The organism is Paraburkholderia sp. DD10, assembly GCF_049177125.1.
Taxonomy (GTDB): Bacteria; Pseudomonadota; Gammaproteobacteria; order Burkholderiales; family Burkholderiaceae; genus Paraburkholderia; species Paraburkholderia terricola.
This window is the reverse complement of record NZ_CP185393.1, coordinates 2,248,712-2,269,962: the sequence shown is the minus strand read 5'-3', so window position 1 is coordinate 2,269,962 and position 21,251 is coordinate 2,248,712. Positions and strand designations below refer to the sequence as shown.

The window sequence follows — 21,251 nt, the reverse complement described above, 5'->3', positions numbered from 1 at the left end:
GCGCGGACCGCCAGGGCGGCGCGCATTCCGGTAGGCTTTGGGTCTTGCGAAATTCTGATTCTGAACCCTCATGTCACTGGATTCAACGGCGCCGGCTGCGGGCGCGCAAGCTCATCAAGTGCTCGGCGCCACGCTTGCGCGGGCCGACGTGGAGCGCCTCATCGCGGCGAATCGCGCGAGCGATAGCGAGCCGCCCCGGCAGCCGCTTCATTTCGCCGACTGCGATTTCGAAGGCGCCGATCTGTCGCGGCTCGATCTGCGCGGCGCCGAATTTCATCGCTGCACGATTGTGGAGACCTCGTTTTTCGGCGCGGCGCTCTCGCAGACGCGCTGGGTCCGTTGCCGCGGGCGCGAGGCGGATTTCGCGTCCGCCGACCTGGTCGACGCGGCGTTCCAGTCGAGCGATCTGAACAACACCAGTTGGCGGCGCGCCAAGCTCGCGTCGGCGTCGTTTCACGGCTGCAAGCTGACGGGCGCGAATTTCGAGGCTTGCGCCGCGCTTGGCTTGAGCTTCGTCGAAAGCTTGCTGGTGGGCGCGCATTTGCGCGGCCTGTCGTTTCGCAAGGCCACGCTCCAGCAACTCGATTTCTCGGATGCCGATCTCGCCGGCGTCGATTTCCGCGAGGCGATCTTCGAGGGCGGCAGCCTGAAGGACGCGCATCTGAAGGGCGCACGCTTCGACGGCGCCGATTTGCGCGAAGCCGATTTGAGCGGCGTGCGGCTTGTCGATGCGGCGCTCTTCAAGGGCGCGACGATTTCGCATCATCAAGCTGCGGTGCTCGTCACCGAACTCGGTTTGCGAGTCATGTGAGCCGGGGTTTTAGCCGGCCCGGCGAGACCAATGGCCGGTTCGAATCGACGGGCGACGCGCATATCATTCCATTGGTAGAATGAATAATGGTTTGATTTTAAAACTTCGCAATTTGTATGTTATTGCCAGATTTTAATTATTTCGCCATTCGCGAATTTTTCCTGTGACGAAATTCCCTCGATTTATTCGTACGGATCAACGCGGATTAAATGCCCGCATTGGTGTGTTTGCGCACCAAGTCTGAGCGGCGCGAAATGCGCCACGATTATGCCGGGGTGCGCCTCGCCAAAATCGGTTTTTAGTCTTTCTTCAGGGTTTTTGAACGCGCTTTGGGTATAAGCCTGGGTGCCCCGTCTGTCGGGCGATGCACGGATTTTCTTCGGCGCGCTTAATCGCTTTGCCTGACGAAACGGTGGGCGGATTGAGCGTGGTTATTGCCGGCGTTTCTGGTTCACATAATGCGGAATCCGTACGCCGCATCACATTGCGTGAGAAATTAATATATTGCGCTTGTAAAAGCGAGTTGTTAGATTTCGTTCTGGCGCATGGTGAACCGGTCCTTTGCCGATATGCGCCGAACCCCCGTTAGCCCGGCCTCGCGCCGGGCTTTTTTTTGCTCCGATTCATACGCCGTCGATCGTGAAAGTGACATCCCTTTTTGTCGCTCACGATGTGCTTGATTTTTTTGGGCGCCTCGCCAAGGGGCGTCGTCGCGCGCGCGGTTTGGATTTCGCTGCGGCCTCCGTCCGCGCTCGCGAAGGCGGCGGAGGCGCTAATGCCTGCCGGTTCCGGCGGATCTGCTGCCAGTGCCTGCGGTGCCGCTTGTTGCGGGCCGGGCCGTCATTGTTTGCAGCGAATCACCATCGACCGGTTCTTCACATTCGCGCCGAAAATCCCGCCGACCGAGCCGCCGGAAGTGCCGCCGCTGTCGACGTCTTTTGAAACGACGTCGTAGCCGTAATTGCCGCAGACTTCGCCGGCGCGCTTGTAGCACTCGCCCCAACTGGAACTGGCGTCGCTGCCGCTGCAGTTGATTGCAAAGCCGGTTTCGCCGCTAGGCAGGTACGTCATGGTGGTGGTGCTGGAGCAGCCGCCGAGGCCGCCGAGCGTCAGCAGGCCAAGACCGATCGCCGCCGCGGTCGCGACGGACGCAAATGCGCTCTTCATGACAGATTCCTCACAGATGACGGGAAAGACGTGGCGCACGGCCACGTCGCGTGTCGGAAAGAGCGTAGCACGCGAGAGGTTCCCTCGACCGCGGATGCAGGGCGCGTGCCAGCGCTTTAGACGCGCCCCTATCTGGGCGGCAGCGCCTTCGACGGATCGATCGAGCGGCCCTGATAGCGCAACTCGAAGTGCAGCATGACACGATCGGTATCCGTGTTGCCCACCTCGGCGATCTTTTCGCCGCGCGCGACCGATTGGCCTTCCTTCACCAGCAGCACGCGGTTGTGCGCATAAGCGGTCAGGTACTCGGCATTGTGTTTGAGGATCAGCAGATTGCCGTAACCGCGCAAACCGTTGCCCGCATACACGACCGTGCCGGCCGCCGCGGCGACCACCGGTGTGCCCGCGGCCGCCGAAATATCGATGCCCTTGGAATTGGCGCCGTCGAAGCGCCGGATCACGGTGCCGTCGGCCGGCCAGATCAGCGAAATCGCGGAAGCCGGCGCGGACGACGGCGCGCTGTCCTCCGAGGCCGGCGCCGGGCGCGGCGACGCCGAAGCGCTCGCACCGCCGTTGCTGCGTGTCGCGCCGCTCGTCGATGCTCCGCCTGGCGGCACGACGCGCAGCACCTGGCCGACCTCGATGCTGTCCGGGTTGGTCAGGTTGTTCCAGCGCACGATGCTTTGCACCGATTGCCGGTTGCTGCGCGCGATTTTCGACAGCGTATCGCCCCGTTCGACCCGATAGAAGCCTGGCGCCACCGGCGCCGACCCGCACGCGACGAGCAGCGCCACCAACGACGCGCAGGCGAGCCGTTTGATCATTCTTGTTGTTCCCCGCATTGGACCTCGCAAAGCGCTGCCGCGCGCCGATCCCGATCACGCGGCAGGTGGATGCAAAGCGTCCGATTCTAACGGTTTTGCGTTGCAACACGCGAAAAACGGGCAGCGACAAGACCACGCGCGGCATGAAACGCGGCGCAACGCGGCCCCATCCACCGCGCGTCGCTCGACGTGAAAGCCGCCATCAGCGCAGCTTGCCGACGTTGATACGCAGCGTGGCCGCCTCGGTTTGTCCCGGTTCGAGCCAGCGCAAACCCATGCCGTTGTGGATCGCGTCCGGCAGTCCCAGCCACGGCTCGACGCAGTAGAAGTCGGAATCAGCGGCTTCGGTCCACGTGGTGACGGCGTACCAGGGCACCGAGTCCGGCCGCTGCAGATCGATGGTGACGAGCCGGTTGAGCCTAGGCGCGATGAGCCGCACCGGTTGATCCGGTTCGCCGACGAGGCAATGGAACCGGTCATGAATGCGCGCCTCGTCGAGCGTGTAGCGCGCTTCGCCCGGCTCGGCGGCGCTGATCGAACCGTCGTCCTGCTGATGGCGGCGTTCGGTGCGCGGCAGTTCCAGCGAGGTCTCGCCGCGCTGCGCGTGCGGCAGCGTGAAGTAGAAGTGATGGCCGGCGTAGTAGGGCAGCCGCGCGTCGCCGGTGTTGGCGGTGCGCAGCGTGACTTCGAGCGTGGCTGCGTCGATCAGGGTGTAGACCGCCTCGAACCGGAAGCCGAACGGATAGAAGACGCGCGTCGCGGCGTTGTCGGTCAGCACCATGCGCAGGCCGGCGCCATGAACGTCGGCATGGGCGTCGAACGGCAGGTCGCGCGCGAAGCCGTGCATCGGCAACTCGCGCACCGCGCCCGCGGCGTCGCGCCAATAGCCGATCTTGCCGTCGACACGATGGCGGCCGAGAAACGGAAACAGCAGTGGATTGCCGCCACGGATCCGCGCGGGCTGACTCCAGTCGGCGTGCTCGGGCCAATGAATCACGGCCTCGCCGTCGATCGTCCACGACAACAGACGGCCGCCGGCTTGCGGCGCGAAGCGGAGCACGGAGGCGTCCTGGGCGATTTCGAGAATGTCCTGTTGCGGGGAAAGGGGCATGGTCGATGGGCTGGTTGGTCAGGTTGAGTGAAGGTTGGCAGACGCATCCGACGCATACCTCACGAACGTGCCGGACGCCCGACAACGCCGAATATGTGCGTTGTCAGACGAAGATTTTGCGCCGCTTTGTGCTACGGGGAAACCCTTCTGGGGAAATTGCGGGTGTCGCACAAGGGGCTTCCTTGCAGATAATCCGTCTCACTGCCCGGTGATCAGAACACCGGGCGAGACCGGCTCAGGAGGGCGTGATGGATCTCGCAATGGCAATGGGTGTCGCACTGTTCGGCATGTTCGCAGCAAGCACGGTCTACTTTTTCTACCAGCTCGAGCGCTGATCCCACCTTTCGTTTCGCCTGCCGGCCCGCCACTGCGCACTGGCGTGAAGCCGGTCGCTTGAAGCTCACGAATTTCTCATGATGACAGGGTCGCCGTTCGCGGCGGCCCGTTTCTTTTTCCGGCGCGTAACAACGGTTTCCAGTTGTGACGCAGCGCATCAATATTTCCCCGATCGAGGCTCAAACGCTTGGCGCTGACATTGCAGCCAGGCATAATCGACGCGCTTTTGACGCGCCGGTCACTCCCTTGCGGCGCGCTGTTCCCCGACACTTTCCTTACAAGGACCGCCGCGTGAACCTGTCGTTTCTGATCTTTCTGAGCGTGCTGCAAGGCGTCACCGAACTGTTTCCCGTGAGCAGTCTCGGTCATACGCTGCTGGTGCCCGCATTGTTCGACATGCATATCGACAAGCACGCGCCGCAGTTGCTGCCGTTTCTCGTCGCGTTGCACCTCGGCACCGCGTTCGCGCTGCTGTGGTACTTCCGCGAGCGCTGGTGCGCGCTGGTGCGCGGCTTCTTCGCCTCGCTCGGCGGCCGCCGCAATGACGACGCGCACATGATGTGGGCGCTCATCATCGGCACGATTCCGGCGGGTATCGTCGGACTGCTGCTCGAGAAGCGGCTCGAACTGATTTTTCACGACCTGCGCATCGTCGCGATCGCGCTGATCGTCAACGGCGTGCTGCTGTGGTTCGGCGACCGCCTGCAACGCTCGCGCGCGCATCAGCCGCCGGAGAAGATGACGTTCCGCCAGGCGTTTCTCGTCGGGCTGGCTCAGGTCGGCGCGCTGATTCCAGGTTTTTCGCGCAGTGGTCTGACGATGATCGCCGGCAATGCGGCCGGCTTGACCACCGAGAAGGCCGCCGAGTTCTCGTTTCTGCTCGGCACGCCGATCATTTTCGCGGCGGGCCTGCTCGAATTGCCGAAGCTCTTTCATGCGCCCGGTCAACTGGCGGACGCCCTGCTGGGCGGCGTGCTTACCGCGATCGCCGCGTATCTGAGCGTGCGTTTCCTGATGCGCTATTTCGAAGGTCGCGGACGTCTGGCTTCGTTCGGCGTGTACTGCGTGATCGCGGGGATCGTGTTTCTCGGCTGGTTCCTGTTGCATCCGCAACCGGTCTGATCGCGTTCGAGGTCCGTCCTCGTTGCGCGCCCGCGTGCTGGCGCGCAAGGAGCGATCGGTTATAATCCGGGCCCGGCTCAACCCGCCGGGCCTGTTTGTTTTCCGGCGTGGCTATGACGAATGCCGACGACCCCGCGGAGCGAGATTTCCAGTCTCCGCGCCGGTCAGTTAGAATTTCGATATGCCACGACCGTGTGTGGCGCGATCCCACACAATTCCAATTCCCGATCGCGGGTTCTCATTGCGGGTGATGCACGTTGTACGCCGTAGCCTGGCGTAGCATCGCCTCTCTTCATTACGGCAGTAGCTCAGCTGGATAGAGCATCGGCCTTCTAAGCCGAGGGTGGTGGGTTCGAGTCCCTCCTGCCGTACTTCAAATCTTGCGCGCATTCCCGCGCATTGCCTCTCAAGCTACCGGCCGCACGTCGATCGAATCGACCCGGTCGGGATAGAACGCGAGATGTCGCGCGATCTCCTTCACGGCCGCATAAGGCGACTCATACGTCCATACCGCATTCACCGCGCGCTCTCCGCCGATCGCAATGCTGTAGTAAGCGCAATCGCCTTTGTAGGGACAATAAGTTGCGTGATCGGTGCGCTCGAGCAGCGCCATGTCGACGTCGTCGCGCGGAATGTAATACACCGCCGGATACGACGCTTCACGCAGCGCCAGCGCTTTGTTCGTATCCGCGATCACGCGGCCGGCCACGGTCACGATGACGCGCGCGTTGGCCGGTTCGACGGTGATTGGATGGTCGGGGCCGGGGATTTTGATGGTTTTTTCAGTCATGCTGTCGGGCTCCTGGAAGAGTGGACCAAGCTGCGACGCATTGCCGGGAATTCAGCGCCGCCGCCGCTCGCGACGACACGATGATCGCGCCTTCGGTCGAAGCATACGCTGTATTGCAAGCCCCGTTGTGTCGCCACGCGAGCACGTCGGCGAGCGGGCGTGACGACGTCGCCGGTGCGCGCGCCGAAAACAAAAAAGGGGCAGCCGGAGCTGCCCTGTCAAAGCCTCGTCACGAGGCCGACTGTTGCTTACTGTCGGTGGCCGCGCGCCGGATTGCCGAGCGCTTTCGTCGGACATTCATCGCTGAACGTCCGACGCCGGCGCGAGTGCAGGGGACTCGAACCCCCACACCCCTCGCGCTGCTACGCTACTCATTGCCGGATGTTCAAAGCCGCGGTGAGGTCGCCCATCGGCTTGCCACCGTTGCTCGCGAGCGCCGCGTCGCGCGCGGCGATGCCCGGCAGCGTCGGCAGCGAGAAGCGGTGCGTGATGAAGCGCAGGATCGATGTGGTGTCGTACTGCGTGTGATCGACGTAGCCCTTCTTCGCGTACGGCGAGATGATCAACGCCGGAATGCGCGTGCTCGGGCCCCAGCGGTCGGCCTTCGGCGGCGCGACGTGATCCCAGAAGCCGCCGTTTTCATCGTATGTCACCACCACCAGCATGTTGTTCCACTGCGGGCTCTTCTGCAGATGCGAGATCACATCGGCGATGTGCTGGTCGCCCGACGCGACGTCCGTGTAGCCGGGGTGCTCGTTCAGGTTGCCTTGCGGCTTGTAGAACGTCACTTGCGGCAGCGTTCCGTTATCGATCGCCTTGATGAACTCCGAGCCGGCGAGGCCGCCGTCGAGCAGATGCTGTGCGCGGTTCGCGGTGCCCGGCGCCAGGTCGGCGAAATAATTGAACGGCTGATGATGCGGCTGGAAGTTCGGCGCCGACAGATTCGCGCCGTAGATCACGTTCGACGTCCCGGTTTGCGCCGCCGACAACGCTGCGCCCCACGCGCCGCCATACCACGCCCACGATACCTTGGCGTTGTTCAGCAGATCGCCGATGTGCTGCTGCGTTTGCGCCGGCAGCGTGGTGGCCGCGGCCGGATCGGCGAGGTTCGCGTCGCCGCCCGCGGCCGCCTTGTTGCCGCTCGGCTGATACGGCGGCTGCATCGTGTTGATCGCGTAGAAGTCGGGCGTCAGGTTGCCCGACAGCACGTATTTCGGCGGCCCGCTCAACGCGGACGCGGGCGAGTTGCTGGCGAGCTTCAGCGTGATGCCGTCGCTTTCCACCGCGGAAATCGAAGCCGCCGCCGGGCTCTTGTCCGCATTCGGATAGACCGGCGTGCATGCGCACACCAGCCACTGGTGATTCAGGAACGAGCCGCCGAACGCGCCCATGAAGAAGTTGTCGGCCAGCGTGTACTGCTGTGCGATCTTCCACAGCGGCAGCTTGTCGGCGTCGAGCGTGTAGTGGCCCATGACGAGGCCGCCCGAATCGGCCCACGCGGCGAACTTGTCGTTCTTGCCGCCGTCGATCTGCATCTGGTTTTCGTAGAAGCGGTGATACAGGTCGCGCGTGGTCGCGGTGATCGGCGTGTTGAAGCCCTTCGGGTCGTCGATCGCGAACGGGCTGTTCGGCAGATTGGCCGTCATCGCCTGCGTCACCACCGGCGTCACGCCGGTTTGCGTCAGGCCGTTCCAGACTTGCGGCAGCGTCGCGAGCGGCGTGCCGTCACGATCCACCTGCGTCGCGCTCGCGCTCGACACGTTCTGCAGACCGTTCGCGCCGGGGAAGTTGCCGTACAGGTTGTCGAAGCTGCGGTTCTCCGCGTAAATCACCACGACCGTCTTGATCGATGTGATGTCCGGCTGCGTGATCTCATTGCCGCCGCACGCATACAGGCTCAACGCTGCTGCGATCGCCAGGGGCGCCGCGCAGATCAATTTCTTGTTCATAAGATGTGGGTTCTCTCTCGCGTTGGGGACGGGCCGCGTGATGCCTTGCATGGGTGGCCGTCCGGGAAAGTTTCGCAAGGAAAGTTGACAGCACGATGTGTTTCGCCTTACGAACAGCTTGGTTCGAGATGCTTTTGGTCGGCCGCATGTCATGTGAGCGACATATGCATGAAATACGCTCGCGGACTTCGATATCGCGAACTCACATCATTCCTATGCGGCTTGCCTTGACGGGGATTCGGAGCGCTGTGGCGCGGGCGCGGCGATGCGTCGGATCGACGACGATGAAGGCGCCGCTGACGGCGTTCATGCTCGCCGGAATGACGATGACGTTGGCCGCATGCGATGCGGGGAAGTCGGCTGCGGGTGCTGCGGCGACGCTCGCTGCCGCTGCAAGCGCCGCGAGTGGCGCGAGTGGCGCGAGCGCTGCCGTCAGCGGATCGCGCGCGGCCGCGCCAACAGCGGCTTCAGCCACGCCGGTCGCCGGCCAGCCAGCCGGTCAAAGCCGCGCGCAAGTCTACGAATCCGTGCGGCAAATGACGGCGCTCGGCAAACAGCTTTTCTTCGATGCGTCGTTATCCGGCTCGGGCAAACTCGCCTGCGCGTCGTGCCACAGCCCGGACCACGCGTTTTCGCCGGCCAATGCGTTGCCCGTGCAACTGGGCGGCAGCGACATGCACCGTACCGGCATGCGCGCCGCGCCGACGCTCAAATATCTGCAATCGGTGCCCGCGTTCGCCGAGCACTATCACGAGTCGGACGACGAAGGCGACGAAAGCGTGGACGCGGGGCCGACCGGTGGTTTGACATGGGACGGCCGCGTCGACCGCGGCGCCGACCAGGCTCGCATTCCGCTGCTGTCGTCGTTCGAGATGGGCAGCACGCCGGCCAGGGTCACGGCCGCGGTGAAAGCCGCGCCGTATGCCGACGCTTTCCGCGCGGCGTTCGGCGCGCGCATTTTCGATAGCGACGAAGCGACGTTCAAAGCCGTGTTGCAGGCGCTCGAAACGTTCGAGCAGGCACCCGGGATTTTCTATCCGTACACCAGCAAGTACGACGCATTTCTGGCGGGCAAGGCGCAACTGACTCAGGCCGAACTTCACGGCCTGCAACTGTTCAACGACGAAACGAAGGGCAATTGTGCGAGCTGCCACATCAGCCAGCGCACGCGGGACGGCGCGCCGCCGCAGTTCAGCGACTTCGGCCTGATCGCGATCGGCGTGCCGCGCAATCGCGCGTTGCCGGTGAATCGCGATCCGCATTTTTACGACCTCGGCGCGTGTGGGCCGGAGCGTACCGATCTGAAGGGCCGCGCCGAGTTTTGCGGCCTGTTCCGCACGCCGACGCTGCGCAACGTCGCGTTGAAGAAGCGCTTCTTCCACAACGGCATCTACGACTCGCTGGAACAGGTGCTGCGCTTTTACGCCGAGCGGGACACGCATCCCGAGAAGTTCTATCCGGTCGTCAACGGCCGTGTGCGGAAATTCGACGATTTGCCGCGGCGCTACTGGGACAACCTGAATACCGAGCCGCCGTTCGACCGCAAGCCGGGCGACAAGCCGGCGCTCGACGAGGCGGAAATCAAGGACGTGGTGGCGTTTCTGAATACGCTCACGGATGGATATGAAGCGGGCGGCAAGGTGGTCGCCGAAAAGACCAAGGCAGTCGCCGCGAACTGAACCGATGAAAGAGGAAAGCGGCCGCCAGGCCGTGGTTACCAGCCGGTGCCGGCCAGAATGTAATAGCAGGCGACGAGCAGCAGGACAAAGGATGCGAGGAGGCATACGAGCCCGGCGCGGGTCAGCAGAGCGGGCCAGCGCATGCCGGGCAGTCTGTCCAGTGGCACGATGCGTCGCGCGAGACCGGTATCGATGCGGATAGAGGCCGGCATGAGCGCCACACAAAGCAGCGCAAGGGCGACGGCGAGCGTTTCGAGGGTGAGATAGACGTTCATCTGAAGTGTTGAATAGGGCTCGCTGGCGCGCTGCGCGCAATAGAGCGATCTTAGGAACACGCCCGATAAAAACATACTTGACGGGTCCGAAAACACGGAGCGCCAGCCCTGCCGATCGTTCGTGTGCCACGGCGGCGCGTGGGCCGGGGCGTCAATGAATGCGGCGAATTTCGCCGCGGCATGGTCACTGCTTCGGCGGCGCATCGAGGGCGGCATGCTATGCTTTTGGGGTCCAATCACGAGCCGCGACAAGCGCGTTCGAGACCGCCCCAAACACTTCTCGAGGAGAATTCTTCATGTCGATGCGAACTCGCGTCCTGCTTCATCTGACCGCCGGCGCCCTGTTGATTGCCACCGCAGTGGGCGCGCAAGCGGCGAATCTCGGGTTTCTGAACGACACGCCGGTCAGCTACATGAAGCAACGCGACGTCGATTCGATCAAGAAGGCCGTCTTCGCCGTGCTGAACGACAAGCAGGACGGCGAAAGCGCGAACTGGCTCAACGAAGGCACCGGCAATAGCGTGAAGATCGACGCCACCATCACCGCCGGGAACACGGCGAAGATGGGTGAGCGCACCTGCCGCGACGTCGGCGTCGTGCTGAATGCGAAGGGGCAATCCATGAACCTGCGCCCGCAATTCTGCAAGCAGGGCAGCGGCAACTGGCAGTTGCAGAAAAAGCACTGAGCATGCGAGCCGGCATGACAACGCGCGTCGGCTTGCCGCGGGTGCGTCCCGGCGCGGGTCATCCGGCCGGCGCGGTGCGCCGATGATGGCCGCGCGGGTCGTCTCCTGCGGCATCGTGCTGCTCGATCCGGACGGGCGAGTGCTGCTTGCGCACGCCACCGAAACGTCGCACTGGGACATTCCGAAAGGACATGGCGAGGAGGGCGAGGCGCCGCACGTCACGGCGCTGCGCGAGATGGTCGAGGAGACCGGCATCGCGATCGAGGCCGGGCGTCTGAAAGACCTCGGCCTGTTCGTCTACCGGCGCGACAAGGATCTGCATCTGTTCGCGGCACGCGCCGAGGCATGCGAACTCGATCTGAGTTCATGCACCTGCACGTCGCTGTTTCCGCGCCGCTCCGACGGCACGCTGATTCCCGAGATGGATTCATACCGCTGGGTCGCGCCGCACGAAGTCGAGAAATATGCGAGCCGCAGTCTCACGCGGCTCTTTCAGACCACGCTATCGCTGGCGGAACTGCATCGGTCGTTATAGGCCGCGACGGCGCGCAACCCCGGCGCGCCGGCAGTCGCAAGTTCAATCGGTGTCGATCGCAGCCGGACGCCAGCCGGCCTCAGTCCAGCGCGCGATCGTTCGGATGAGCGAACAGCGCGCGGTTCTGCTCCGACAGCGGGAAATTCAGGTTGATGCCGTGCGGCGGAATTGGCTGCGTGAACCATTGTTTGTACAACCGTTCCGCGTCGCCGGAAATTTGTCCGCGCGCGATCACGCCGTTCACGAGCTTGCGGAGCGGCTCGTCCCCCTTGCGAAACATGCACGCGTAAACCTCGTAGCCGAGCGGCGTGCCGGTCACCACGAAGTCGCCGGGACGCGGGTCGGTCGATTTGAAACCGTAGACGATCGGCTCGTCCATCACGAACGCCACCGCCCGGTCTTCCTTGAGCGCCGCGAATGCTTCCGCGTGATCGCGCGCTGCGGTAATGCGCAGGTTCAGATGCCTGTCTGCATTGAGACGGCGCAGCAGGCGTTCGTCGGAGGTGCTCGCGGTGGTCACGACCGTCTTGCCGGCCAGGTCCGCAAAATCGCTGATGCCGCTGCTCTTGCGCACGATCATGCGCACCGCGTACTGGAAGAAACTGTTGGAAAAAGCGACCGCGTTTTCGCGTTCCACCGTATGCGTGGTCGAGCCGCATTCCAGATCGATCTGGTTGTTCAGCAGCATCGGCGTGCGGTTCGACGAGGTCACGGTGACTTCGTGCACTCGCAGTTGCGGCATGCCGAGCGTCTTTCTGATCTCGTCGACGATCTGCAATGCGATGGTTTGCGAATAGCCGACTGTCTGCTTGCCGTCGAAGTACGAGAAGGGAATCGATGCTTCACGCACGCCGAGTGTGACGACGCCGTCGTCGTGGATCTTTTTCAGCGTTCCGGTGAGCTCTTCGGTGTTGGCGGCGCAGGCGAGCGACGCCGCGCCCAATGTCGCCAACGCCACGAGCGCGCGGCGCGCGCGATGCGCGAAACGTGCGGCACGGGATGAGCGCGCGAGGTGTGCGGCGGCAACGGCGCCCGCATGACGATGCGGTCCGCTTGCCGTGTTCCCTGGAGTCGCTTCGCGGCGGGCTGCAACTTTCATCGGATCTCCGGGCCGGCGCGTGAACATGGCTGCGCCGCGTTTGTCGATAGAACTCTGGTAACGAAACGGCGTGCATCCCGTGAGCGGAATGCACGCCGTCGATCAGCGCTGGTCATGCCGCGAGCGGCATCCGCTTCAGCTTACGCCGGCTTGCCCCAACTGTCGCGCAAGCTCACGATGCGATTGAATACGGGTTTGCCCGGCTTCGAATCGACACGGTCGGCGACGAAGTAGCCGTGGCGTTCGAACTGATAGCGCTGCTCGGGCAGCGCGTGGTGCGCGCCCTGCTCGAGGTACGCGTTGACCACGCGTTTGGAATCGGGATTCAGCGCTTCGAGGAAGTCGCGGCCGCCGGCGTCCGGTTGCGGCTCCTTGAACAGACGGTCGTAGATGCGCACTTCGGCCGGGTACGCGGCGGCCGCGCTGACCCAGTGAATGTTGCCCTTCACCTTGTAGTTGTTCGCGCCTTCGGTGCCCGATTTGCTGTCCGGGAAGTAGTTGCAGTGGACCGCGACCACGTTGCCGTTCTCGTCCTTGTCGGCGCCCGTGCATTCGATCACGTAGCCGTAACGCAGGCGCACCTTGTTGCCGGGGAAGAGGCGGAAGTAGCCCTTCGGCGGCGTTTCCGTGTAGTCGTCGCGCTCGATCCACAGCTCGCGCGAGATCGGGAATTCGCGAACGCCCTGTTCCGGATGATGCGGATGGACCGGCGCGCTGCACGGCTCGGTGAGACCCATCGGGAAGTTGTTGATGATCAGCTTGACCGGATCGAGCACGGCCGCGACGCGCGGCGCTTTTTCGTCGAGATCGTCACGCAGCGCGCCTTCGAACACGCTCATGTCGATCCACGAATCGACCTTGGTGACGCCGATGCGCTCGCAGAACAACTGGATCGACGCCGGCGTGAAGCCGCGCCGGCGCACGCCGACGATGGTCGGCATGCGCGGATCGTCCCAGCCGTCGACATGGCCTTCGTTCACCAGTTGCAGCAGCTTGCGCTTGCTGGTGATCGCGTAGGTCAGATTCAGGCGCGAAAACTCGATTTGCTGCGGCAGCGGACGCGTGAAGATGCCGGCGTCGGCAAGCTCGTTCAGGATCCAGTCGTACAGCGGACGATGGTCCTCGAACTCGAGCGTGCACAGCGAATGCGTGATGTTTTCCAGCGCGTCCGAGATGCAGTGCGTGTAGTCGTACATCGGGTACACGCACCACTTGTCGCCGGTGCGGTAGTGATGCGCGAAGCGGATCCGGTAGATCACGGGGTCGCGCATGTTGAAGTTCGGCGAGGCCATGTCGATCTTCGCGCGCAGCACGTGCTCGCCTTCCTTGAACTCGCCGGCCTTCATGCGGCGGAACAGGTCGAGGTTGTCCTGCACCGAACGGTCGCGAAAGCGCGACGGCGTGCCGGCCTCGGTTGCCGAACCGCGGTTCGCGCGCATTTCTTCCGCCGACTGGCTGTCCACATACGCCTTGCCGCGCTCGATCAGCAGTTCGGCGAATTCATAGAGCTTGTCGTAGTAGTCGCTCGCGTAGTAGAGCTGCGATTTGCCGTCCTTTTCCCATTCGAAGCCGAGCCAGCGCACGGCGTCGATGATCGAGTCGACGTATTCGACGCTTTCCTTTTCCGGGTTCGTATCGTCGAAACGCAGATGGCACACGCCGCCGTAGCTGCGCGCCACGCCGAAATTCAGGCAGATGCTCTTGGCGTGGCCGATGTGCAGATAGCCGTTCGGCTCGGGCGGAAAGCGCGTTTCGACGCGCTGGCCCCACTTGCCGCTGCGGTTGTCGTCGTCGATGATGTTGCGGATGAAATTGGATGCCGCTGGCGCGTCGTTGCGTTCGGTATTCATGCGAGAAGGTGAAAGTCTGTCGGGGGTGCGCAATGCGCCCACTTATCCGTTAATTCTACCTGACGAGGCCCTTCGCGGCAGGCGAGTGCGGCGCGCGGCCCATGTTCGGGCGGTTTGCGCGGAAATTCAAGGGCGGGGCCGGCGCTGTAACAGGAGGTAAAACGTTTTGTCGACGCGCGCGCCGCCGACTTAGGATGCGAGCGGCGCGGGGCGCGCAGTTCGGGATGCGAGCCGCGCGGGAAGCGCCGCCGCCTTTGAATTTCCGCACAAGCCGCACCGCGCGGGAAGCACGGCAGCCGCTGTTGCCAGAAGCACCGCCCATTTGCCACCGCGCCCGAATCCTGTCTGCTCGCGCCCCGTGGCGCCCTTCGTTTCCGGAGTTTCTCGGATGTCAGTCCCGACGCACGACGCGCCTCGCGCGCCTTTCGCTTCTGTCTCCTTCGCCCGTCTCGTCATGGTTTCGGCCTTGGTCGTCGCGTTCGCCGGCAGCGTCGTCACGCCGGCCCCGGCGCTCGCGAAAACGCCGCCGCCGAAGGCCGCGCTCGACGCGTCGGCGGTTGCCGTGCCCGATCGCTACAGCGCGGACACCGCGCAGCAGATCTTCGCCGCCGGGGGCAACGCGGTGGACGCCGCCGTGGCGATCGCGTTCACGCTCGCGGTGACTGCGCCGGACGCGGGGAACCTCGGCGGCGGCGGATTCATGACCGTGTTCATGGACGGCAAGCCGTACTTTCTGGACTACCGCGAGCGCGCGCCGCAACAGGCGACCCGCGAGATGTATCTCGACGACAAGGGCAACCCGGTGCCGGGCATGAGCGCCGTCGGCCATCGCGCGGTGGCCGTGCCGGGTACGGTCGACGGCATGTGGCAGGCGCAGCGCCGTTTCGGCAAGCTGAAGTGGAAGCAGGTGCTGGGGCCCGCGCTCCGTTATGCCACCGACGGCTTCCAGGCCGAGCCCTGGCTGCAGCAGCGCCGCGACGCCGTGGTGAAGACCTTCGCGGGCAAGACCAACTTCGACGCCTACTTCTCGAATCTCAAGGCGGGCGTGACGTACCGCCAGCCGGAACTCGCGCAAACCCTGGCGCGTATCGCCGACGACGGCGGCCGCGAGTTTTACGAAGGCCGCACCGCCGAACTGATCGCCCAGCAAATGTACGGCCACGGTCTCGTCACCAAACAGGACCTGATCCAATACAAGGCCGTGTGGCGCCAGCCGCTCACCGCCGACTGGAACGGCTACCGGGTGGTCACGGCGCCGCCGCCGAGCTCGGGCGGCGTGGGCCTGATCCAGATGCTGAAAATGAAGGCCGCGCTGAAGCAGGCGTTCGACGGTGTCGAGTTGAACTCCGCGCCGTACATCCATTTGATCGCGCAAATCGAGGACCGCGTGTTCGCCGATCGGCAGCAATACATGGGCGATCCGGATTCGTTCAAGGTGCCGGTCGACAAACTGCTCGACGACGCCTACCTCGCGCAACGCGCCGACGAGGTCAAGCCCGACGAAGTGCCGGGCGCGACGCCGGTGAAACCCGGCCTCGGCGACGCGATGCCGGAAAAGGCGCAAACCACGCATTTCTCGGTGGTCGACAAGTGGGGCAATGCCGTCTCGAACACCTACACGCTGAACGGGCCATTCGGCTCGGGGGTGGTGGTGGACGGCGGCGGCTTTCTGCTGAACGACGCCATGGACGACTTCGTCACGAAGCCGAGCGGCGCGAGCACTGCGGGTGCAAGTCAGCCCGGCGTGAACAGCCTCGACACCAACACCATTGCGCCGGGACGCCGGCCGCTCTCGTCGATGACGCCGACGATTCTGTTGAAGGACGACAAGGTGTCGCTCGTGATCGGCACGCCGGGCGGCTCGCGTATCCTGACGTCGATTTTCCAGGTGATGACCGATCTCTACGACTTCAACATGACGCCCACCGATGCGCTCGCCGCGCTGCGGTTCCATCATCAGTTGCTGCCACGGAAGACGATCTACTTCGAGCCGTATCATCCGATTACGGGCGAGCTGGCCGAGCAGCTGCAAGGCACGGGCTACGCGCTGGAAGGGCAGTCGTTCAACGGCGACGTGCAGATGATTCGCATCGACGGCACGCTGCCCGAGCCGGCGGCGGATCCGCGCGGCGCGGGTGTGGCTCGCGTGATCCGTTGAAGCGGGCGCCGGCCGCGCGAGCGAAACGAACTGCAAAGCCAACGGCCAGAAAGAATGGCAACGAAGATCGTCGCAAACGGCGGCGGGGAACGCAATGACACAACACGCAACCACACAACAAAACATGACCACACTGGTCCTGCCCGGTTATCAAAACTCCGGCGCCGGTCACTGGCAAACGCGCTGGGAAGCCCTCGATGCCTCGTGCCTGCGGGTGCCAATGCCCGACTGGGATCATCCGGTGCGCGATGCCTGGTGCCGCACGCTCGACGCCGCCGTGGCCGCGGCGCGCGCGCCGGTGGTGTTGGCCGCGCATAGCCTGGGCTGCCTGACGACCGCTTTCTGGGCGGCGCGATATGCGAGCGCGAAGCAGCTTGCGAAGGTGGCGGGCGCGTTGCTGGTGGCGGTGCCCGATCCGTCCGAGGCTCATTTTCCAGAGGACGCGAGCGGCTTTGCGCCGGTGCCGCTCACGCGCTTGCCGTTCGCGAGCATCGTCGTGGCGAGCAGCGACGATCCGTACGGCGGCGTGCCGTTCTCTCAGACCTGTGCGTACGCTTGGGGCAGCCGCTGGATCGACCTCGGTCCGCGCGGCCACATCAACGCCGATAGCGGGCTCGGCGATTGGGAAGAAGGGCGGCGCTGGCTGGCTTCATTCGGCGAGCGAGGTTGAGCCCGACGTTTGTGCCCGCGCCGCGCCGGCAAGCTCAAATCACCGACTGCGCCCGCAGCGCCGCGATCCTTGCCTCGTCGTAACCGAGTACGTCGCGCAAAATGCTCTCGGTGTGCTCGCCGAGCGTGGGCGGATGCGTCAACGCCTCGGGCGGCGTGCCCGTCATATTGATCGGGTTGCGCACCAGCTTGACCGTGCCGCCCGACGGATGCGGCAGATCCACCTGCATGCCGCGCGCCACCACCTGCTCGTTCTCGAACACCTCGCCCAGATCGTTGATCGGCCCACACGGCACGCCCGCCGCCTCCAGCGCCGCGATCCACTGCTGTTTGCCCTGCAGTCGAACCATTTCCGCGAGAATCGGCACGAGAACTTCGCGATGGCGCACGCGAGCCGGGTTGGTGGCGAAACGCTCGTCGTCGGCCAGTTCCGCGCGGCTGCCCGCTTCGACGAATTTGCGGAACTGCCCGTCGTTGCCGACCGCGACGATGATCCAGCCGTCGCTCGTCTGGAAGGTCTGGTAGGGCACGATGTTCGGATGCGCATTGCCCCAGCGCACCGGCGGCTGGCCGCTGGCGAGGTAATTCGAATTCATGTTCGCGAGCATCGCCACCTGCACGTCGAGCAGCGCCATGTCGATGTACTGGCCTTCGCCCGTGCGGTCGCGGTGTGTGAGCGCGGTGAGCACGGCGATGGTCGAATACATGCCGGTCATCAGGTCGGCGATCGCCACGCCGGCCTTTTGCGGACCGCCGCCCGGCTGGCCGTCGCGTTCGCCGGTAATGCTCATGAAACCGCCGATGCCCTGCACGATGAAGTCGTAGCCCGCTCGCTGCGCATACGGCCCGGTCTGCCCGAAGCCGGTCACCGAGCAGTAAATCAGATCGGGCTTCACTTCCTTGAGCGACGCGTAATCGAGGCCGTATTTCTTCAACTGGCCGACCTTGTAGTTCTCCAGCACCACGTCGCTTTGCGCGGCCAGTTCGCGAATGATCCGCTGGCCTTCGGGCGATGCGATGTCCACGGTGACCGAGCGCTTGTTGCGGTTCGCGGCGAGGTAGTACGCGGCCTCGCGGGTATCCGCGCCGTCCGGCGCTTTGAGGTATGGCGGCCCCCAGTGGCGCGTGTCGTCGCCGACTCGCGGGCGCTCGATCTTGATGACGTCGGCGCCGAAATCGGCGAGGGTCTGCGCGCACCACGGTCCGGCGAGCACGCGTGTGAGATCCAGCACGCGGATGTGACTGAGAGCGCCCATATTCGTCGTTGTCTCCTGGTAGCCGAGGCGGCGCATCTCGCGCCGCGGATGTGAGGCGATCTTAAGCGATTCCGGCACGCGGGTGGAGTCAGCCGAACGTCATAGGACGAACGACGCGCCGGCGATGTCCGATCCGGCTCGACGAATCCTGGCCGAACGGCCAACCCGCACGGCGCGCTGCCGCGCAGGCGCGCCGATCCCGTATAATCGGCCGATTAAGAAACAAACAGTTGGCGCATCCTACGATGCCGCCGGTAACAGCCAGGGAACTGGCAAACCCGTCCCCCGCACGCTATGAAAGCCGCCGAAATCCGCGAGAAATTCCTCAAGTTCTTCGAATCGAAGGGCCATACGATCGTTCGCTCGTCGAGCCTTGTGCCCGGCAACGACCCCACGCTGCTCTTCACCAATTCGGGAATGGTGCAGTTCAAAGATGTGTTCCTCGGCGCGGAGTCGCGTCCGTACTCGCGTGCCACGACCGCGCAGCGCAGCGTGCGCGCCGGCGGCAAGCACAACGATCTGGAAAACGTCGGCTACACCGCGCGTCACCACACGTTCTTCGAAATGCTGGGCAACTTCTCGTTCGGCGACTATTTCAAGCGCGACGCGATCCACTACGCGTGGGAATTGCTGACGGGCGTTTATCAGTTGCCGAAAGACAAGCTGTGGGTCACGGTCTATCAGGAAGACGACGAGGCGCACGACATCTGGGCGAAGGAAGTGGGCGTGCCGGTCGAGCGCATCATCCGCATCGGCGACAACAAGGGCGCGCGCTACGCATCGGACAACTTCTGGCAGATGGCCGACACCGGGCCGTGCGGCCCATGCTCGGAAATCTTCTACGACCACGGTCCCGAGGTGTGGGGCGGCCCGCCGGGATCGCCTGAGGAAGACGGCGACCGCTACATCGAGATCTGGAATCTCGTGTTCATGCAGTTCAACCGCGACGCCCAGGGCAACATGACGCCGCTGCCCAAGCAGTGCGTCGACACCGGCATGGGCCTGGAGCGTATCGCCGCGGTGCTGCAGCACGTGCACAGCAACTATGAGATCGACCTGTTCCAGGCGCTCATCCAGGCCGCCGCGCGCGAAACCGGCGTGAGCGACCTCACGAACAACTCGCTGAAGGTGATCGCCGATCACATCCGCGCGTGCTCGTTCCTGATCGTCGACGGCGTGATTCCTGGCAACGAGGGCCGCGGCTACGTGCTGCGCCGGATCGTGCGCCGCGCGATCCGGCATGGCTACAAGCTGGGCAAGAAGGGTTCGTTCTTTCATCGCATGGTGGCCGACCTCGTCGCGCAAATGGGCGGCGCCTATCCTGAACTGAAGCAAGCCGAACAACGCGTGACCGACGTGCTGCGCCAGGAAGAAGAGCGCTTCTTCGAAACCATCGAGCACGGCATGTCGATTCTCGAAAGCGCGCTGGCCGATCTCGAAGCGAAGGGCGGCAAGACGCTCGACGGCGAACTCGCATTCAAGCTGCACGACACCTACGGCTTCCCGCTCGATCTGACGGCGGACGTGTGCCGCGAGCGCGAAGTCACGGTGGACGAAGCCGCGTTCGACGAAGCCATGGCGCGCCAGCGCGAACAGGCTCGCGCGGCGGGCAAGTTCAAGATGGCGCAGGGCCTCGAATACTCGGGCGCGAAGACCACGTTCCACGGCTACGAGGAAATCGTCTTCGACGACGCGAAGGTGATCGCGCTGTACGTGGACGGCGCGTCGGTGCGGGAAGTGAGCCACGGCCAGCAAGCGGTCGTCGTGCTCGACCACACGCCGTTCTATGCCGAATCGGGCGGCCAGGTCGGCGATCAGGGTTTGCTCGCCAACGCGAGCGTGCGCTTTGCCGTCGCCGACACGCTGAAGGTGCAGGCCGACGTGGTCGGTCATCACGGCACGCTGGAGCAGGGCACGCTGAAGGTCGGCGACGTCGTGAAGGCGGAAATCGACGCGGTGCGCCGTGCCCGCACGGCCCGCAATCACTCGGCGACCCACCTGATGCACAAGGCGCTGCGCGAAGTGCTCGGCTCGCACGTGCAGCAGAAGGGCTCGCTGGTCGATCCCGACAAGACCCGTTTCGACTTCGCGCATAACGCGCCGATGACGGACGAACAGATCCGCCGCGTCGAGGAAATCGTCAACGCCGAAGTGCTCGCGAACGCCCCGGGTATCGTGCGCGTCATGCCGTTCGACGAAGCGGTGAAGGGCGGCGCGATGGCGCTGTTCGGCGAAAAGTACGGCGATGAAGTGCGCGTGCTCGATCTGGGTTTCTCGCGTGAGTTGTGCGGCGGCACGCACGTGCATCGCACCGGCGACATCGGCTTCTTCAAGATCGTGATGGAAGGCGGCGTGGCGGCGGGCATTCGTCGCGTGGAGGCGATCACGGGCGACAACGCCGTGCGCTTCGTGCAGGACCTCGATGCGAAGATCAATGCGGCAGCGGCCGCGCTGAAGGCGCAGCCCTCGGAACTGACGCAGCGGATCGTGCAGGTGCAGGACCAGGTGAAATCGCTCGAGAAGGAACTGAGCGCGCTGAAGTCGAAGATGGCGTCGAGCCAGGGCGACGAACTGGCCGGTCAGGCGATCGAAGTGGCCGGCGTGCATGTGCTGGCGGCAACGCTCGACGGCGCGGACGTGAAGACGCTGCGCGAGACGGTCGACAAGCTGAAGGACAAGCTCAAGAGCGCGGCCATCGTGCTGGCCTCGGTCGAGGGCGGCAAGGTGAGCCTGATTGCCGGTGTGACGGCCGATGCGAGCAAGCGGGTCAAGGCCGGCGAGCTGGTCAACTTCGTCGCGCAGCAGGTCGGCGGCAAGGGCGGCGGCCGGCCGGACATGGCCCAGGCGGGCGGCACCGAGCCGGCCAATCTGCCGGCGGCGCTTGCCGGCGTCAAGGGCTGGGTCGAAGCCCAGCTTTGAGTCGAGGTTGATTTG

The 21,251-nt window shown here is 64.4% G+C and carries 17 protein-coding genes and 1 tRNA gene; 9 read left to right on the top strand and 9 right to left on the bottom strand.

From position 1 onward, the window contains the following. Nucleotides 1-70 precede the first annotated feature (70 nt). On the top strand, nucleotides 71-811 hold the full coding sequence (locus ACOCG7_RS25390) for a pentapeptide repeat-containing protein (protein WP_083086625.1): 741 nt from the start codon (nucleotides 71-73) through the stop codon (nucleotides 809-811). Between the two features lie 840 nt (nucleotides 812-1,651). Here the strand turns inward: ACOCG7_RS25390 and ACOCG7_RS25385 are convergent. The 3 genes from ACOCG7_RS25385 to ACOCG7_RS25375 form a co-directional block, all read right to left on the bottom strand. After that, entirely contained in the window at nucleotides 1,652-1,978 is a 327-nt protein-coding gene (locus tag ACOCG7_RS25385) for a hypothetical protein (protein ID WP_073431207.1), read from the bottom strand. Between the two features lie 128 nt (nucleotides 1,979-2,106). Further along, nucleotides 2,107-2,820: a peptidoglycan DD-metalloendopeptidase family protein gene (locus ACOCG7_RS25380; RefSeq protein WP_073431208.1), complete on the bottom strand. Its 714-nt coding sequence runs from the start codon at nucleotides 2,818-2,820 to the stop codon at nucleotides 2,107-2,109. 184 nt (nucleotides 2,821-3,004) lie between these two features. After that, complete coding sequence (locus ACOCG7_RS25375) at nucleotides 3,005-3,913, bottom strand: aldose epimerase (protein WP_073431209.1); 909 nt, start codon at nucleotides 3,911-3,913, stop codon at nucleotides 3,005-3,007. A gap of 627 nt (nucleotides 3,914-4,540) precedes the next feature. On the opposite strand from ACOCG7_RS25375, the gene ACOCG7_RS25370 reads away from it, so the two are divergent. Together ACOCG7_RS25370 and ACOCG7_RS25365 are read left to right on the top strand one after the other, a co-directional pair. Beyond that, nucleotides 4,541-5,371: an undecaprenyl-diphosphate phosphatase gene (locus tag ACOCG7_RS25370; protein ID WP_073431210.1), complete on the top strand. Its 831-nt coding sequence runs from the start codon at nucleotides 4,541-4,543 to the stop codon at nucleotides 5,369-5,371. A gap of 297 nt (nucleotides 5,372-5,668) precedes the next feature. After that, nucleotides 5,669-5,742: transfer RNA gene (locus ACOCG7_RS25365), tRNA-Arg, on the top strand. 35 nt (nucleotides 5,743-5,777) lie between these two features. On the opposite strand, the gene ACOCG7_RS25360 is transcribed toward ACOCG7_RS25365, so the two are convergent. After that, complete coding sequence (locus tag ACOCG7_RS25360) at nucleotides 5,778-6,161, bottom strand: DUF427 domain-containing protein (RefSeq protein WP_244744796.1); 384 nt, start codon at nucleotides 6,159-6,161, stop codon at nucleotides 5,778-5,780. A gap of 371 nt (nucleotides 6,162-6,532) precedes the next feature. Further along, nucleotides 6,533-8,110 (bottom strand): acid phosphatase, encoded by a 1,578-nt coding sequence (locus ACOCG7_RS25355; RefSeq protein ID WP_244744797.1) that lies wholly within the window; start codon nucleotides 8,108-8,110, stop codon nucleotides 6,533-6,535. A gap of 284 nt (nucleotides 8,111-8,394) precedes the next feature. Here ACOCG7_RS25355 and ACOCG7_RS25350 point away from each other — a divergent pair, with 284 nt between their 5' ends. Beyond that, nucleotides 8,395-9,789: a cytochrome-c peroxidase gene (locus tag ACOCG7_RS25350; RefSeq protein WP_244744798.1), complete on the top strand. Its 1,395-nt coding sequence runs from the start codon at nucleotides 8,395-8,397 to the stop codon at nucleotides 9,787-9,789. A 35-nt stretch (nucleotides 9,790-9,824) separates the two neighbouring features. On the opposite strand, the gene ACOCG7_RS25345 is transcribed toward ACOCG7_RS25350, so the two are convergent. Beyond that, the gene (locus ACOCG7_RS25345) at nucleotides 9,825-10,280 is read right to left on the bottom strand and encodes a hypothetical protein (RefSeq protein ID WP_244744799.1); all 456 of its coding nucleotides are present in this window, start codon (nucleotides 10,278-10,280) and stop codon (nucleotides 9,825-9,827) included. Nucleotides 10,281-10,360: 80 nt separating this feature from the next. On the opposite strand from ACOCG7_RS25345, the gene ACOCG7_RS25340 reads away from it, so the two are divergent. Together ACOCG7_RS25340 and ACOCG7_RS25335 are read left to right on the top strand one after the other, a co-directional pair. Next, nucleotides 10,361-10,750, top strand: coding sequence for an RT0821/Lpp0805 family surface protein (locus ACOCG7_RS25340; RefSeq protein ID WP_073431215.1), 390 nt, complete (start codon nucleotides 10,361-10,363; stop codon nucleotides 10,748-10,750). An 85-nt stretch (nucleotides 10,751-10,835) separates the two neighbouring features. Continuing rightward, nucleotides 10,836-11,285, top strand: a complete 450-nt coding sequence (locus ACOCG7_RS25335; protein ID WP_244744988.1) for an NUDIX hydrolase — start codon at nucleotides 10,836-10,838, stop codon at nucleotides 11,283-11,285. Nucleotides 11,286-11,364: 79 nt separating this feature from the next. Here the strand turns inward: ACOCG7_RS25335 and ACOCG7_RS25330 are convergent, their stop codons facing one another. Together ACOCG7_RS25330 and ACOCG7_RS25325 are read right to left on the bottom strand one after the other, a co-directional pair. Continuing rightward, nucleotides 11,365-12,384, bottom strand: a complete 1,020-nt coding sequence (locus ACOCG7_RS25330; RefSeq protein WP_244744800.1) for a transporter substrate-binding domain-containing protein — start codon at nucleotides 12,382-12,384, stop codon at nucleotides 11,365-11,367. Nucleotides 12,385-12,524: 140 nt separating this feature from the next. Further along, complete coding sequence (locus ACOCG7_RS25325; protein WP_244744801.1) at nucleotides 12,525-14,234, bottom strand: glutamine--tRNA ligase/YqeY domain fusion protein; 1,710 nt, start codon at nucleotides 14,232-14,234, stop codon at nucleotides 12,525-12,527. A gap of 388 nt (nucleotides 14,235-14,622) precedes the next feature. On the opposite strand from ACOCG7_RS25325, the gene ggt reads away from it, so the two are divergent. Together ggt and ACOCG7_RS25315 are read left to right on the top strand one after the other, a co-directional pair. After that, nucleotides 14,623-16,392: a gamma-glutamyltransferase gene (ggt, locus tag ACOCG7_RS25320; RefSeq protein WP_244744802.1), complete on the top strand. Its 1,770-nt coding sequence runs from the start codon at nucleotides 14,623-14,625 to the stop codon at nucleotides 16,390-16,392. 124 nt (nucleotides 16,393-16,516) lie between these two features. After that, the gene (locus tag ACOCG7_RS25315; protein WP_227470954.1) at nucleotides 16,517-17,062 is read left to right on the top strand and encodes an RBBP9/YdeN family alpha/beta hydrolase; all 546 of its coding nucleotides are present in this window, start codon (nucleotides 16,517-16,519) and stop codon (nucleotides 17,060-17,062) included. A gap of 34 nt (nucleotides 17,063-17,096) precedes the next feature. Here the strand turns inward: ACOCG7_RS25315 and ACOCG7_RS25310 are convergent, their stop codons facing one another. Beyond that, nucleotides 17,097-18,317: a CaiB/BaiF CoA transferase family protein gene (locus tag ACOCG7_RS25310; RefSeq protein WP_244744803.1), complete on the bottom strand. Its 1,221-nt coding sequence runs from the start codon at nucleotides 18,315-18,317 to the stop codon at nucleotides 17,097-17,099. A 294-nt stretch (nucleotides 18,318-18,611) separates the two neighbouring features. On the opposite strand from ACOCG7_RS25310, the gene alaS reads away from it, so the two are divergent. Further along, nucleotides 18,612-21,236: an alanine--tRNA ligase gene (gene alaS / locus ACOCG7_RS25305; protein ID WP_073431219.1), complete on the top strand. Its 2,625-nt coding sequence runs from the start codon at nucleotides 18,612-18,614 to the stop codon at nucleotides 21,234-21,236. Nucleotides 21,237-21,251: the final 15 nt, after the last annotated feature.

What these genes read in the sequence shown, in the direction of transcription:
- ACOCG7_RS25390 (WP_083086625.1), top strand. Translation starts at nt 71, where the DNA reads ATGTCACTGGATTCAACGGCGCCGGCTGCGGGCGCGCAAGCTCATCAA.
- ACOCG7_RS25385 (WP_073431207.1), bottom strand. Translation starts at nt 1,978, where the DNA reads ATGAAGAGCGCATTTGCGTCCGTCGCGACCGCGGCGGCGATCGGTCTT.
- ACOCG7_RS25380 (WP_073431208.1), bottom strand. Translation starts at nt 2,820, where the DNA reads ATGCGGGGAACAACAAGAATGATCAAACGGCTCGCCTGCGCGTCGTTG.
- ACOCG7_RS25375 (WP_073431209.1), bottom strand. Translation starts at nt 3,913, where the DNA reads ATGCCCCTTTCCCCGCAACAGGACATTCTCGAAATCGCCCAGGACGCC.
- ACOCG7_RS25360 (WP_244744796.1), bottom strand. Translation starts at nt 6,161, where the DNA reads ATGACTGAAAAAACCATCAAAATCCCCGGCCCCGACCATCCAATCACC.
- ACOCG7_RS25355 (WP_244744797.1), bottom strand. Translation starts at nt 8,110, where the DNA reads ATGAACAAGAAATTGATCTGCGCGGCGCCCCTGGCGATCGCAGCAGCG.
- ACOCG7_RS25350 (WP_244744798.1), top strand. Translation starts at nt 8,395, where the DNA reads ATGAAGGCGCCGCTGACGGCGTTCATGCTCGCCGGAATGACGATGACG.
- ACOCG7_RS25345 (WP_244744799.1), bottom strand. Translation starts at nt 10,280, where the DNA reads ATGCCGCCCTCGATGCGCCGCCGAAGCAGTGACCATGCCGCGGCGAAA.
- ACOCG7_RS25340 (WP_073431215.1), top strand. Translation starts at nt 10,361, where the DNA reads ATGTCGATGCGAACTCGCGTCCTGCTTCATCTGACCGCCGGCGCCCTG.
- ACOCG7_RS25335 (WP_244744988.1), top strand. Translation starts at nt 10,836, where the DNA reads ATGGCCGCGCGGGTCGTCTCCTGCGGCATCGTGCTGCTCGATCCGGAC.
- ACOCG7_RS25330 (WP_244744800.1), bottom strand. Translation starts at nt 12,384, where the DNA reads ATGAAAGTTGCAGCCCGCCGCGAAGCGACTCCAGGGAACACGGCAAGC.
- ACOCG7_RS25325 (WP_244744801.1), bottom strand. Translation starts at nt 14,234, where the DNA reads ATGAATACCGAACGCAACGACGCGCCAGCGGCATCCAATTTCATCCGC.
- ggt (WP_244744802.1), top strand. Translation starts at nt 14,623, where the DNA reads ATGTCAGTCCCGACGCACGACGCGCCTCGCGCGCCTTTCGCTTCTGTC.
- ACOCG7_RS25315 (WP_227470954.1), top strand. Translation starts at nt 16,517, where the DNA reads ATGACCACACTGGTCCTGCCCGGTTATCAAAACTCCGGCGCCGGTCAC.
- ACOCG7_RS25310 (WP_244744803.1), bottom strand. Translation starts at nt 18,317, where the DNA reads ATGGGCGCTCTCAGTCACATCCGCGTGCTGGATCTCACACGCGTGCTC.
- alaS (WP_073431219.1), top strand. Translation starts at nt 18,612, where the DNA reads ATGAAAGCCGCCGAAATCCGCGAGAAATTCCTCAAGTTCTTCGAATCG.